This window comes from Pediococcus damnosus (assembly GCF_001437255.1).
Taxonomy (GTDB): domain Bacteria; phylum Bacillota; class Bacilli; order Lactobacillales; family Lactobacillaceae; genus Pediococcus; species Pediococcus damnosus.
This window is the reverse complement of sequence record NZ_JQBD01000050.1, coordinates 1-14,012: the sequence shown is the minus strand read 5'-3', so window position 1 is coordinate 14,012 and position 14,012 is coordinate 1. Positions and strand designations below refer to the sequence as shown.

At 42.0% G+C, this 14,012-nt stretch carries 16 protein-coding genes; all 16 read left to right on the top strand.

Annotated features, from left to right (window positions below):
- The coding region (locus tag IV84_RS06970; protein ID WP_056986312.1) for a MobA/MobL family protein at nucleotides 1-1,653 on the top strand (1,653 nt) is incomplete at its 5' end.
- Between the two features lie 83 nt (nucleotides 1,654-1,736).
- Nucleotides 1,737-2,063: a hypothetical protein gene (locus tag IV84_RS10715; RefSeq protein WP_081036083.1), complete on the top strand. Its 327-nt coding sequence runs from the start codon at nucleotides 1,737-1,739 to the stop codon at nucleotides 2,061-2,063.
- Between the two features lie 13 nt (nucleotides 2,064-2,076).
- Nucleotides 2,077-2,691, top strand: coding sequence for a hypothetical protein (locus IV84_RS06960; RefSeq protein WP_056986311.1), 615 nt, complete (start codon nucleotides 2,077-2,079; stop codon nucleotides 2,689-2,691).
- A gap of 1 nt (nucleotide 2,692) precedes the next feature.
- Nucleotides 2,693-3,031, top strand: coding sequence for a CagC family type IV secretion system protein (locus tag IV84_RS06955; RefSeq protein ID WP_056986310.1), 339 nt, complete (start codon nucleotides 2,693-2,695; stop codon nucleotides 3,029-3,031).
- Nucleotides 3,032-3,051: 20 nt separating this feature from the next.
- Nucleotides 3,052-3,414, top strand: a complete 363-nt coding sequence (locus IV84_RS06950) for a hypothetical protein (RefSeq protein ID WP_014216295.1) — start codon at nucleotides 3,052-3,054, stop codon at nucleotides 3,412-3,414.
- Nucleotides 3,383-4,042 (top strand): TrsD/TraD family conjugative transfer protein, encoded by a 660-nt coding sequence (gene trsD / locus IV84_RS06945; protein WP_056986309.1) that lies wholly within the window; start codon nucleotides 3,383-3,385, stop codon nucleotides 4,040-4,042. The genes IV84_RS06950 and trsD overlap by 32 nt, the downstream gene beginning before the upstream one ends.
- 11 nt (nucleotides 4,043-4,053) lie before the next feature.
- Nucleotides 4,054-6,069, top strand: coding sequence for a VirB4 family type IV secretion system protein (locus IV84_RS06940; RefSeq protein WP_056986308.1), 2,016 nt, complete (start codon nucleotides 4,054-4,056; stop codon nucleotides 6,067-6,069).
- Nucleotides 6,062-7,480, top strand: coding sequence for a type VII secretion protein EssB/YukC (locus IV84_RS06935; RefSeq protein ID WP_056986307.1), 1,419 nt, complete (start codon nucleotides 6,062-6,064; stop codon nucleotides 7,478-7,480). Before IV84_RS06940 ends, IV84_RS06935 begins: the two co-directional genes overlap by 8 nt.
- Complete coding sequence (locus IV84_RS06930) at nucleotides 7,481-8,635, top strand: phage tail tip lysozyme (RefSeq protein WP_056986306.1); 1,155 nt, start codon at nucleotides 7,481-7,483, stop codon at nucleotides 8,633-8,635.
- A gap of 14 nt (nucleotides 8,636-8,649) precedes the next feature.
- Nucleotides 8,650-9,267 carry a SadB/YajI family lipoprotein gene (locus IV84_RS06925; protein ID WP_056986305.1) on the top strand — a complete coding sequence of 206 codons (618 nt, stop codon included), beginning with the start codon at nucleotides 8,650-8,652 and terminating at the stop codon, nucleotides 9,265-9,267.
- Nucleotides 9,254-9,622 (top strand): thioredoxin domain-containing protein, encoded by a 369-nt coding sequence (locus IV84_RS06920; protein ID WP_056986304.1) that lies wholly within the window; start codon nucleotides 9,254-9,256, stop codon nucleotides 9,620-9,622. Before IV84_RS06925 ends, IV84_RS06920 begins: the two co-directional genes overlap by 14 nt.
- Nucleotides 9,623-10,093, top strand: coding sequence for a hypothetical protein (locus tag IV84_RS06915; RefSeq protein WP_056986303.1), 471 nt, complete (start codon nucleotides 9,623-9,625; stop codon nucleotides 10,091-10,093).
- Nucleotide 10,094: 1 nt separating this feature from the next.
- The gene (locus IV84_RS06910) at nucleotides 10,095-11,648 is read left to right on the top strand and encodes a VirD4-like conjugal transfer protein, CD1115 family (protein WP_056986302.1); all 1,554 of its coding nucleotides are present in this window, start codon (nucleotides 10,095-10,097) and stop codon (nucleotides 11,646-11,648) included.
- A 24-nt stretch (nucleotides 11,649-11,672) separates the two neighbouring features.
- A complete protein-coding gene (locus IV84_RS06905) occupies nucleotides 11,673-12,542 on the top strand; it encodes a conjugal transfer protein TrbL family protein (RefSeq protein ID WP_003712731.1) in 870 nt (289 codons plus the stop codon).
- Nucleotides 12,543-12,562: 20 nt separating this feature from the next.
- Entirely contained in the window at nucleotides 12,563-12,961 is a 399-nt protein-coding gene (locus IV84_RS06900) for a hypothetical protein (protein WP_016373478.1), read from the top strand.
- Between the two features lie 6 nt (nucleotides 12,962-12,967).
- Nucleotides 12,968-14,012 (top strand): DNA topoisomerase (locus IV84_RS06895; RefSeq protein ID WP_236699020.1); only part of this gene is annotated, 1,045 nt, incomplete at its 3' end.

Below are 14,012 nucleotides of genomic sequence, written 5' to 3'. Positions count from 1 at the left end.
TTAACCAATCGCCCATTTAACCCCGATGGTACTTGGGGACAGAAAACAAAAACCGAATACATTTTAGATAGTCATGGTAATAAAACTAAGACCCCTGCAGGGAATGTAAGAAACCGAAAAATTTGGTTGGTTGATTGGGATAAAAAAGAAAAAATAACTGAATGGCGGCACAATTGGGCGGTTAGTGTCAATCAAGTTTTAGAGCAAAAAAATATTCCCGATCGGATCAGCGAAAAATCCTTTGAAAATCAAGGAATAGATGAAGTTCCAACTCAACATGAGGGAATCAATAGTAAGCGGCATGAAAGAAAAGAATTTAATCAACAAGTTAAGGACTATCGCAAGGCCAAAGCCAGTTATAAAAACAACCAAGAAAAAGCAATCAATAGAGGTCATTTAGATAGCCTAAGTAAACACTTCTCGTTTAATGAAAAACGGGTAGTTAAAGAGCTAAGCCATGAACTGAAAACTTATATCAGTTTGGAGAACTTAGATGATAAGCGGCGCATGCTATTTAATTGGAAAAACAGTACCTTAATTAAACATGCGGTTGGTGAAGATGTGACTAAACAATTATTGACAATTAACCAACAAGAAAGCTCACTCAAAAAAGCAGATGAACTCTTAAATAAAGTGGTTGATCGCACTACGAAAAAACTTTATCCAGAGCTTGATTTTGAACAGACAACCGCGGCTGAACGACGGGAATTAATTAAGGAAACCGATAGCGAACATACAGTTTTCAAGGGTAGTGAATTAAACGAACGTTTAATGAACATTCGTGATGATTTGTTGACCCAACAATTATTGACCTTTACTAAGCGGCCATACGTTGGTTTTAAGTTATTAATGCAACAAGAAAAGGAAGTCAAAATCGAGCTTAAATATACGCTGATGATTCATGACGATAACTTAGAAAGTCTAGAACACGTCGATCAAGGGTTACTAGAGAAATATTCACCAATCGAACAGCAAAAGATTACTCGCGCAGTCAAAGATTTGCGAACAATCATGGCTGTTAAGCAAGTTATTCAAATGCAATACCATGAAGTATTGAAAAGGGCCTTTCCCAAAGGCAATTTAGATGAATTACCAATGACTAAACAGGAACAAGCCTATACAGCCGTGATGTACTATGATCCTGCTTTAAAGCCATGTCAGGCTGAAACAATTGAACAGTGGCAAGCAAATCCACCACAGGTGTTCAGTCCCCAAGAACATCAACAAGGACTAGCTTATTTATCGGGACAGCTCAGCTTAGATCAGTTAGAAAATCATCACCTACAACGGGTTTTAAAGCATGATGGCACTAAACAACTCTTTTTTGGCGAATGCAAAGCCGATCCGACGATTAAGAACAGTCAGATCGAGAAAATCCAAAAGCAGTTAAAAGGGCAACAAGCCAAGGACGACCAGTACAGAAAAGCAGATATGGGGCATTATCAACCGCTAAATTATAAGCCAGTTAGTCCAGACTATTACTTAAAGACGGCCTTTAGTGATGCGATCATGACTGTTCTATATGCTCGTGATGAAGATTACCAACGGCAAAAGCAATTACGTGGCTTAAAAGAGACCGAGTGGGCAATGACGAAAAAGCAACGGCAACACCAAACCCGGAACCGGCATGAAGATGGGGGTATGCACTTGTAATCAAAATGTAAAAATAAATGTACACAATGAGTACATTTAGTGATATAATAGAGCCATAGATTAAAGAAAGGGGGGTAAAAGATGTGGCAAAAGAAGAATGGTATAACCTTGGTCAAGCTAGCCAAAAGTTAGGCCGCAGTCGTTCTTATGTAAGTTTATGGCTACGCCGTCATAAGGGCGAAGTACCCGAAAATATGATTTTGGAGGGTGGCAAAAGCAAACTAATATCAGCACAAGGAATTGAATGGATCAGAGATCGCATAAAAAAAGAGGGCGTCCTCGTCAGCAGTAGAGTTGCTAACGGGGATCAACACCTAAAACTTAGACTTTTAGGTGCCACCCTCCTAATAGTCCATTTTACAGGGCGGGTTAGGGGAACGTCCAGAGAACAATTATCCCGATTGATTTAAAGGAGGTGATCCAATGAAAGTAGAAAGCTGGCAGGGCATTAATGGCAAGCTAATTCATAATGGCCAGAAAGCTATCGTGGTTAAAGACGAACAAGAATTGGCGGATCAAGACAAGTTACAAGACCGATTGAAACAGGAAGGTAAACCAATTGACGAAGTCCGGAAAGCATTAATCAAAAATACCGTTAAGCGTCAGATTAAGACCGACCCATTAAAAATCAGTAGTTGGTTTAATCGTCATCAAGACAGCAAGAACGCCAAAAAAACTGAAAAGCTAGTTAGTGATAAGCCAACTCATCAATATAAGCAAATTAAAAATGAAATGACCTTTTTTGGTGAGAGTTTCCTGGAAGGCTTCTTAGGTTTCTATGGCTTAGAAGTTGATAACGCCTTAGACCGTTACGAACATAATTTGCATGTCTTAGAGACCCAAGAATTAGGCCAGTCAGAAAAAGAGTATTACTTAGCCACGAGTGAAAACGGCCGCGTCAAATTAGCCACCGATCCATTACCAAGCCAGCAAATTGCCGAGGAACAATTGAACAAGTTCTATCAGCGTGAGCCAGAAGAAACGCAGGCAGAACAAATTCAATTACGAACATCAGAAGACGATAGGAAGGAGGAATAACATGTCAAAATACAGAAAAATGAAAGCGCTAGCAACTACTGGAGCTACTGCGATTTATTTGGGCTTAATGAACGCCCAGGTTGTTTTGGCGGCGGACGGTGGCGAAGTTAAAAGCAAGCTAACCAGCGCTGGTAAGACGATTCAAGGTATTTTAACTGGTTTGGTCGTTTTAGTTGGGATTTGTGTCGCGCTATTTATTATTATCAAAAGAATGCCTGACGCAGACGATCCGCGAGAGAAATCAGAAGTTTATCACGCGGTTGGTCGGGTGGCTGGTTTAGTGGCCTTAGCGGCAGCGATTATCTGGCTATTACCTTGGGTTTACAGCCTATTCACTTAATTTAAAAAGGAGCCTGCCAAATGAAGAAAGGAAAAGAATTTATCTTCCCAGAGAACGTAGATAAAGATTACGGGATCTGGAAAGACTACACCTTGAAGGATTTTGGCTATGCGGCGCTGGCAGGACTAGTGGGCTTAATTTTTATTGCGATCCCACCCTATGGTCTGATCTTAGTCCTGATAAAAATAGTGATTGTTGTCTTAGCCATGACGATTGTCATGGCTATTTTAACAATTAGGCCAGTTGCGGCGCGGAAGAATATTAAAGTGCGGGATAACTTTAAGTTGAAACGCCGCTATGCCAATGGTCAGAAACTGTTTTATTTGAAACCGAAGAAGCGAGGTGAACTAAATGCGTTTGAAGAAGAGCAAAACCGCCAATAAATCAGTGAAGCTCGATTGGGATTACCAACCACCGAAGATCAACGGCGGTAAACAAACCATTGATGATATGAGCTTGGTCGTAGGTATGTACGGTAATTATGAAGTTACCAAAACGGGTAATCTCGTTGGCATTTTGGAAGTTAGTGGGATCAACCTTGATCTACTTAATGAAACCGAACAACAGGACGTTTTTGAGGACTATGGCGCGTTTCTCATGAGTACCTTAGGTGAAGGGGTTGATGACACCTTACAGTTCTTAGAACCGACGATTCCCGTCAATATGACGGCTTATCTCAATGGTCTCAAACGGCGGTATCTCGCCTTACAAAAAGACCACCCGGAGCAACAGTTCAAAATCCAACTCATAGCCAGTTATTTGGACCACTTTACTAAAGTCCAGGAATCCAAAAACATGACAACTAAGCAACATCTGCTAATCGTTAAGGTACCGATTAAAGACAAGAGCGTTAAAAGCTTAACCTTAGCCGTCACTCATTTAGACGAAAAGATCGAACAGGTTAAACGAGACATTGAAAATGCGTTAACGGACTTTGATGTGACGGCCAAAGTGTTGACTAGTCAAGAAGTCCAAGAGATTTTAAAGAACTTAATCAATTTTAATGGATAGGGGGAAACAAAATGAATTTTGGTGATAAGGTCATTGATTTGTTCATGCCAACCAAGAAAGAAAGTCAGCAAAATAGTGAACCAGCGGTTAATAAACAAAAACCGGAGGTTGAAGACTTTACCAAGCTGATTGATCGCGATAGCTTGCATTCACTATTCCCGTTTAGCTGGGAACAGTACCCCACCTACGTCCAGTCGGGTGAGAATTTTATTCGGGTGTTAGCAATTGCTGATTATCCAAAACGGGTGTATGGCAACTGGCTATCAGAATTAAAGCGCAAAAAAGGCGTTATCGATATAGTGCAGTATATCGACAGCGCCAGTAACAATTCAATGATTACCTATTACAAGAAGACAATTCAAAACAAGGAAGCGCAGAAGCTGAATACGTTCGACCCGTATAAAAAGAAGATTCTGCAAAATTATATTGATTCAGCCAACATGCAGCTAGATAAATACCTTGATAATTCTACCACATTTGTGTACCAACATATGCTGATTTATCTGCGGGCCAACAGTTTAGCAGAACTAGACGACTTAACCGAGAACGTCAAGAACACCTTGATTAAGCTACAGATGAAGCCCTTGGTGCCCGTTAAAGCGACTTTTCAAGCATTTTGGTCAACCATGCCAATTAACGAGAACCTCATGGGGGATTACACCTATAAAGAGAGTAATACCGAAGTCGCCAGCAGCATGTTTCCCTTTGATGACGCGGAGATTTTGGACTTGAAGCCTAGAAGCGATATTGAAGGGGTTAACAAAGATACCAACAGCTTAATTGCCGTAGATATGTTGGATCGCAACAAGACCCTAAATCAAAATCAAGTGATTATCGGGACCTCGGGGGTCGGCAAGACCACCTATATGATTCAGAAAATCCTACGCTACGCCATTCAAGACTATCAAATCTACATTATTGATCCAGAAAACGAATATACCAAGATTGTTGAAGCCCTGGGTGGGGCAGTCTTGCACTTAACTTCTAATGCGAAGTACAAAATTAACCCGCTCCAAATTTTCTCCGAAGAAATCCTAAGCGCCGATGAGTCGGTCACGAACCTTGATTTACTAGTTAAAGATAAAATCCAGCGATTAAAGGGATTCTTTGAAGTCCTTAAAACCGGGATTACCCAAGTTGAGCTGGCAATCCTTGATGATGTCGTTAAACAAGCTTACGTCAACAGTGGCGTTTTGAAATATAGCCGCTTAAAAGAGATTAAAGACGATCAGTGGCCGACCTTATCCAATGTTTATGACGAGTTGGAAAAACTGGCTGATAAGGACGCAGACAAGTTCAGTCGGGTTAAAGACTTCTACTACATCTTAGGTAGTTATACCCATGGTTCTAACAGCCTATTTGACGGCCACACCAACGTCAACCTAAAGGGAAAGATCATTTCTTTTGATCTAAAACCCCTACAAAGTGAACAGGAAGTCCAATCAGCGGCCTACTTGAATACCTTCCAGTATTTGTGGGACGAAATCACCAAAGATCGGCATAGCCGCAAGAAATTGTTTGTCGATGAATTTCACTTTTTGACTTTGCACAAAGCGGCCGCCACCTTTTTCCACCAAGCATACAAGCGGTTTAGAAAGTACAATGCCGGGGCGATCGCCGGAACACAGCAAATTCAAGATGTGATCGAAGGAACGACTGATACCGGTCAAAACATAGGTGAAGCTATTATCGGTAACTCCTACACGAAAATCTTTTTCGGGTTAGACGGTAAAGGCGTTGATGATGTGATTACTAAGTTGAGAATGACGTTCTCGGATAAAGAAAAGAAATTATTGGAGCGCCGCCGGCAAGGTGAAGCCCTGATGATTTATGGCAGTCAACGAGCCTTTATGAAAGTTGAATTGACCGAAGAAGAATTGCGACTAATCGACCCAGAAGCTTACCAAGAAAAATACAATCGTGAGACAGCCGAACAACCGGATTATCAAAAGAGAGTTGTATTGACACCAAGTGAGATTGATACCTTAACAACCACAGAAGAGAAAGGGGGAACTTTAAATGAGTAAAGACTTAGAACTATTAAATATCGAAGTTGGGACGTTTAAACGGATAAAAGATAAACTCACCCTTGAGCTTGATCGTAGCCAATTTCGTTATGACAATATTAGTGAATTAAATGAGCTGAAAAAAGAAACCCCAAACTTTTTACGGCTGCTAAATATCGTGGAACAAGATGAAAGAGTTGTACTTACCTATGCTTTACCCGATCGGGTAAAATCTTTGAAGTCCTTGCCACATGAAAATAAGGCAATCCGGTCAGCGATTGCCAAGGAAATTATGGCGCAAAAGGTGGTTGCTGATAGCCAGTATCACATTGCGTTGAACCCAGCTAACCTCTGGTATTACCCCATGCAACATGTTTGGTACGCCTACCGGGCCAATGAACTCATGCCCTATGATGACAAGCACAGCAATTTAGCTAAATACAAAGCGCTGATTCTATTTTGTTTGACGGGGACGCCCTATGAACGGCTACTAAGCAATCCTAAAGAAGCCCTAGCCAAACACCCGGACGACTATTTACAACAAGTAGCTAAAGCTACGTCGTTAAATGAGTTAACGGAAGTGGTTAACGGCATTGAGGACTTTGTGAGCTATCACGAATGGCAGGCAGTTGAAACGGCCCAGCAGAAAACCAAACAACGTTTATGGTTGAGCGTGGCCGGAGTGGCGATTGTGGCCGTTTTGGCCGTCGGCTTAGTCCATAAAAGTGACGAAAGAAAGTATCAAAGCTTAGCTAACCAGAACCAAGCCCAAGTCACGCGATTAAAATATAGCGGTCAAATTCAGACCGCTTTAAATGATCATAAGTGGTCAGAAGCACAAAAAGATATGCAACGAGCCGGCTATCCTGCAACTAAGCAAGTCAATGTCTTTTTAAAGCATGGTCAGTACCAGCAAGCTTTAAAGGTTGACCCAAGCCAGTTGAATAAGGTTGTCAACACGGCTTATGCCAACAAGGATAGCGGGAAGGTTGCCAAGTGGGAATTGCCAACTAAGGCGACAAGCAAGCAAAAAGACCAGTTGAAACTTGAAAAAGCCATCGTTAACTACGATACCAATACGCTCAATAACCAATTATCCTTTACGACGAACGCTGATGTTTTATTGAGAATGGGACAAGCCTTCCTAGCCCATAACGATACGCAAGACGCCCAGACCGTCCAAACCAAATTAGCTGGGGTGAACAGCCCTAAAGCCAAGTATCTCAAAGCGCTATTAAGCCTCAATGCCGCTAAGAACGAAGTTAGTGACGCCCAAAAGAAGTTAGATGACGCCAACAAGATTGATGGCAGTAAAGATAAGGATAAAGATAAGAAGGTGGATTCGGCTAAGTCGGACTTAAAGAACGCGCAGAGTGACCAATCAGCAGCGCAAAAACAAGTCGATCAGGCCAAGCACAAAGTGGGTGATTAAATGCAGGTATTGTCATTTGAATATAAGAAAAAGAAGTGGAAATTGATTGCTTATATTGTGGGTGGCGCCCTTCTGCTAATCATCTTGTTAATTGCGGCAGTAACAGGTCAATTGCAAGAAAACAGTTGTGATAATTCAACGACCACAGAAACGCAATTAGATAGTAAGAGCATGACGGAAAATGCCAAAAACATCTATGCACACTGGAAACAAAAGTATGGTGCCACCCCACAAGCGGCCGCCGGTATCTTGGGGGTCTTACAACTAGAAAGTCGCCTTGATCCCAAGTCCGTTAATTCCAGTTCCGGGGCCACGGGCTTAGCCCAGTGGTTAGGTGGTCGAAAAGATAAACTGGAAGATTTAGCCCATAAAGAAAACAAATCAGCGACCAATCTCGGGGTTCAGTTGGACTATCTCGATCAAGAATTGAACAGTAGTTACTATGCGTCAAACAAGCAGATTTTTAAATATACGGACGTGCATAAAGCGACCAAATCCTGGTTAATGGATTACGAGGGTATGAGTAAGAACCCGGAACAATGGTATTTAAGCCAAAGATATGGTTATGCCGATCATTGGTATTCCGTGTTGGGTGCAAGTGATCCCGTGGCCGGTAATACGTTAGACAATGCGAGTTCCGGCAATCTGACCGAACTAGGCTGTGATAGTGACCCGAGATATTCCGGCGGTAGTATCGTTAAAAACGCAGAAAGTATGAAAGGCGATTTCTACTATGTTCAAACCCACCCCAGCCCCGATTTAGGCAGTGATTTAAAGAATCCCAGCAAAACTGGTGGAACAGATTGTTCGGGCTTTGTCTGGTTAGCGCTTAATAAAGCTGGTTACAAGGTACCGGCCAATATGGGCTGGTTTACCGGCACGATGGCTAGTGACGCCAAAGGTAGCCATCAATACTTGAAACAAATCAGTGAAAATGACGCGAAAGCTGGCGATATTGTGATTGTTAATCAAGGCGCCGGGGCCGGCAACAACGGGCATACCGCCATTCTGCTAGGCAAATGGCAAGGTAAAGCCACCAAGATCATTGAGCAAGGTGGTGTCGGCGACAAGGTTAACGAAAGCACCTTTGGCACCGCCTTTTATAGCTTACTAAGTGGTAGCGATGTAACGTTAGCCCGGCCAATCAAGAAGTAAGGAGGAACCAACAAATGAAGCGGAGCATGGTTTTAAGTATTGCGATTGGTAGTTTGATCTTAATCATGTCATTAGGGGCGAATGCCTATCAACATAGCCAAGTTAAGCAGGCGCAACAGCAGATTAGTCGTTTACAAAAACAGAAGCGACAAGTTAACCAGCAATTGACTAAAACCAACCAACAAAAGCAGTTATTGAGCACCCAAATTGACAGTTATAAGACCTACCAAAATAATAAAGACAAAAGTCAGGCTGAACTAAGCTTTAATACGGTAGTCACCAAGTTCTTTAAGGTCATGAACAACTTTAAGCCCAAGACCTACGGACAGCGTAAAGATGGCGTGAAAGACTTGATTTCCGACAAGCTATATCAGCAATACTTTTCAAATAAGGGCACGTATGGTGATAGCAATAGTGTTTCAGCTAAGTTAAATCAACTGAACCTGTATACGCAAAGTAAGCAGGGGCAAAATATGAAAGGCTTGGCCGTTGTCAGTTACGAAAGTAAGAGTGGCGACAACGACTGGCAAAAGGCGACGGTACTTTATCAAGTGACTTTCGATACCACCACGGATCGAATCACTGATGTACAGAATCTTGGGAACAGTTTTAAAGCGAGTGACCTTGATTAAAAAAGTAAGCAAAGCCCTAGCGGTGATCGTGGTGATACTTGCAGTATTAGGCTTTGCAGGTCATAGCTATGTGAACCATGTTGAGAAAGAGAAAACAGTTGTGACGCTGGCTAAGCATTCTGATAAAGTTCTGTTCTTTTACCGTGATGATTGCCCGGATTGCCAAGCTATTTTCCACCAGATTTATTGGCATAACGTAATCAGTCACAACATCGTCTTGATTAACATGAATCAACCGCAGAATCGGCATTACATTCAAAAATATCAATTAACGTCAGTACCAACCTTGATCCATGGTAAGCAACGGTACACCGGCACCAACCAACAAAGAATTAAACAGATAGTGGGTGATTAGATGAAAGACAAATTATTAAACAGCGTTAAAGCCAGTTGGCCGTACCTACTAACGCTAATCATTGGCTTGTATTTAGCGGAGATTTTAGCTGGCTCTGTCATGGCCTTGTCCCGCTATAAGTTGGCATTTGCAGATCATATGCCAACCGTATTAAAACAATTAGCCTTACACCCTTGGCACTATTACAACTTGTATTTGGGCCAAAAGAACCCAGTACTAATTATTGTCAGTGTCGCCGTGGTCCTATACACCATCTATTTTGCTTTGAAGCGCAATAGCAAGCACAAAGCGTGGGAAACCGCAGACACTGAAACCCACGGGAGCGCGACTTGGGGTAATCTAAAAGAATTGAGTGACCATTACTTTAGTATCAATGCCAAAGACCTCACCACAGCATTTAACAAGAGTACCAAGGCCGAAATTCTCAAATCATTAGTGGATCGAGAAAAGTCAGTGAAGGGGGCAGATTAACATGAATGGGACAATTTTAGGGATCGTGGATAAACGGATTGTTTACCAGAATAACAGCACCAAACCAAACCGGAATATCTTTGTGGTTGGGGGCCCAGGATCGTATAAGACCCAGTCAGTCGTCATTACCAACTTGTTTAACGAAACGGAGAACAGCATTGTCGTAACCGACCCGAAAGGTGAATTATACGAAAAGACGGCCGGTGTCAAACTAGCCCAGGGTTATCAAGTACATGTCGTCAACTTTGCGAACATGGCGCACAGTGACCGCTACAATCCCTTTGATTATATTCAGCGCGATATTCAAGCCGAAACCGTGGCAACAAAGATCGTTCAGAGTGAAAATGCCGAGGGCAAAAAAGATGTGTGGTTTAGTACCCAACGGCAACTTTTGAAGGCACTAATCCTGTTTGTCATGAACCACCGGCCACCAGAGCAACGAAATTTGGCGGGCGTAACGCAAGTCTTACAAGAAAATGATGTCGAAGCCGAGGAAAAAGGTGCAGATAGTCCATTAGACACCTTATTTCTTGATCTAACCATGACTGATCCAGCGAGACGCGCTTATGAGTTAGGTTTCAAAAAGGCCAAAGGGGAAATGAAAGCCAGCATTATTGAAAGCCTGTTGGCGACCATTTCTAAGTTCGTCGACAAAGAAGTGGCCGATTTTACCAGCTTTTCAGATTTTGATTTAAAAGAGATTGGCAACGCCAAAGTTGTGCTGTACGTGATTATCCCCGTCATGGATAACACTTATGAAAGCTTCATCAATCTGTTTTTCTCACAATTATTTGATGAATTATACAAATTAGCGGCTGATAATCACGCTAAATTGCCCCACCAAGTCGACTTTATCCTTGATGAATTTGTCAACTTAGGAAAATTCCCAAAATATGAAGAATTTTTAGCTACCTGTCGGGGGTACGGTATTGGCGTGACGACCATTTGTCAGACCTTAACCCAGCTCCAAGCTTTGTATGGCAAGGATAAAGCCGAAAGTATCTTAGGTAATCATGCCGTTAAAATTTGCTTGAATGCCGCTAATGATGTGACTGCGAAATACTTTAGTGATTTGTTAGGTAAATCGACCGTAAAAGTGGAAACCGGTAGTGAAAGTACCAGTCATAGCAAGGAAGAAAGCCACAGCAAGAGCGATAGTTATAGCTATACGAGCCGTTCACTCATGACACCCGATGAAATTATGCGTATGCCCGAAGATCAGAGCTTATTAATCTTTAGCAATGCGCGACCAGTCAAAGCTACAAAAGCGTTCCAATTTAAACTATTTCCAGGGGCTGATCATTTGGTTAACTTGTCACAGAATGAGTATCAAGGCCAACCAGAAGCCAGCCAAGAAACCAACTTTCATCAAAGAGTAGAGAAATGGAAAGCAAAATTAAAGGAGACTGCTCAAAAAAAAGCCGCAAACAAGATGTCTCAAACAGAGGAGGAGCAACAGCAGGACAACCTAGACAGCGACTTAGAGAGGGTTTCAAATAAAGATAGTCAAACAGAGGAGCCAAAAGAGGACGACGATAACAACTTATTTGGCTAATGAATAGGAAAGGGGAGTTAAAATATGAAAAGTTTTTACTTCCACCCAGTTTTAGCAAGCTTCTTAGGTGATAAAATTTCGGGTGCAATTAATGAATGGCTTAAAGGAGTTTTTAGTGGGGCAATGAATGGTATAACCTCATGGTGCAGAGCTATTTTTGATCAAATCGGTCAACATGAATCTGTCCTAGACCAATGGTATGCAATCTTTCTTACTTTTGCGACGTCCTTAGTAGTCGTGGTTGTCCTAGGAAGAATAATTGGAACTTTGCTAAAAGAGGCCGATGAAAGTACCGATGTTACTTGGGCCAATATTGTGATGGACAGTCTTAAATCAGCCGCCGCAATTCCGGTCATGGTCTTTTTACAAGGATTTTTACTGAAAGCAATCGTGTTTCCACTCGGTAAATTTATGTTTTCAATGAATAGTAAGTACACAGCTTCAATGATTACCGGTTCAAAAAATATTGGTGGAACATTGGCGATAGGATCGGTTATGTCACTGATATTATTAGGATTCTTTGCGATAGTGACCGTGTTCTTCTTCTTCAAAATGTGTATCTTTATGGCTGATATAGCCTGGTTCTATCTAACAATCCCGTTTGCGGCCATCAGTATCGCAACCGAGACGTGGGATTATAGTGGCACGTGGTGGAAGAAGTTAATTTACCTAAACGCTTCTATGCTCTCACAAGTGTTATCCATGACCCTATGTGTTTGGGGGGTTACTCATTGGGGTAGTAATGGAATTGGTGCCTTTGCTTTATCCATTGGTATGGGGTGGCTGGTATTGCACACACCAAAGGCTATCGAAGATTTTTGGAGTTCAACTGGTGCTACCAAAAGCGGTTTGGCAGGGGCTATGAGAATGTTAAAAAATAGAATGAAGCATTAGGCCAAAGGGGGGTTACTTAAATGAAGTGGCGAGAAAAAATAAAAACGAAGTGGCGAGTTGATTCGCATGTCAATGTTTTTAAAGGAAATCCACTTGACCACTTGATCTTCTACTATCTGTATCGATCACTAGAATGGTTCGTCATCGTTATGGGAGGTTTGCTAGTTCTATATGAAGTTTTAGCTTACCTGTGGCTTGAAGTAATCGTTTTGCTAGTGGGTGGCAGTGGCCTAGTCATGATTCTAAGAAGCGGAGCTAAAAGTGAACATAAAGCTTACAAAGATTGCTTAAAGGAACGTCAACAGGCTTATGAGCAGGTCAAACAAGAAGACATGCAAGCACTTAGAAAACAAGCCTGGTTGGATAGTGCGAACCAAGGCAAAGAAGAATTAGAACAGAAACTTAATCACAAGGAGTGAACGAACATGACCACTGTTATCTTAGCTGAAAAACCCAGTCAAGCCCGTTCATACGTCCAAGCCTTTCAAAAGAGCACAAAAAAACAGGGTTACTATATGGTTAGTGACCCTGTTTTGCCCGAAAATACGCTTGTGACATATGGTCTCGGACATTTAGTTGAACTGGCCACACCGGATAAATATGATCAGAAATATCAGCAATGGGCCCTATCTAATTTACCGATTTTTCCCGATAAATACAAGTTTGTGGTGTCAGCTAGTAAAAAAGATCAATTCAAGGTCGTCAAAGACCTGTTAACGAAGGCCGATACCATTATTGTGGCCACCGATAGTGGTCGGGAAGGCTCCAATATTGCCTGGTCAATCATGAGCCAAGCCCAGATTGACGTTAAAAAGAAGACCATTAAACGGCTATGGTTGAATAGCTTGGAAAAAGACGCCATTATTACCGGCTTTAAAAATCTTGGTGATTGGCACAAAGACTATTTGGCTTATAAAGAAGCTCAAACCCGGCAAATTAGTGATTGGTTGATCGGTATGAATGGTAGTCCCTTATATACTTTATTGTTGAGGAAAAATGGGGTGCGTGGGGTGTACTCAATTGGTCGCGTGCAGACGCCAACCTTGTATATGGTCTATCAAAGAGACCAGGCAATCAAAAACTTTAAGCCGGAACCCTATTTTGAACTAAATGCTGAAATTTTAGCCAATCAGCAAAAATTCGTCGCAAAATTAGACCCCTATCAGCGATTTAAAGACGAAACAGGGCTGATGACATTCATGCAAGCTAAACACGTTCAGAAAGGCTCACAGGGCGGTTTAATCAAGGACGTCCAAAAACAGGCTAAAAAGCGTGCTAGTCCCCAACTATTCTCGCTATCTAGTCTGCAAAGTGCCATGAATAAACGGTATCATGCCAGTGCCAGCCAGACTTTGGCGGCCATTCAGAGTTTATACGAAGCCAAGTTCCTTAGCTATCCCCGCACCGATTGTGCTTATATCACTGATGAAGAATTTGAGTATTTAGTGGCTAATCTGACGAAGTATCTGG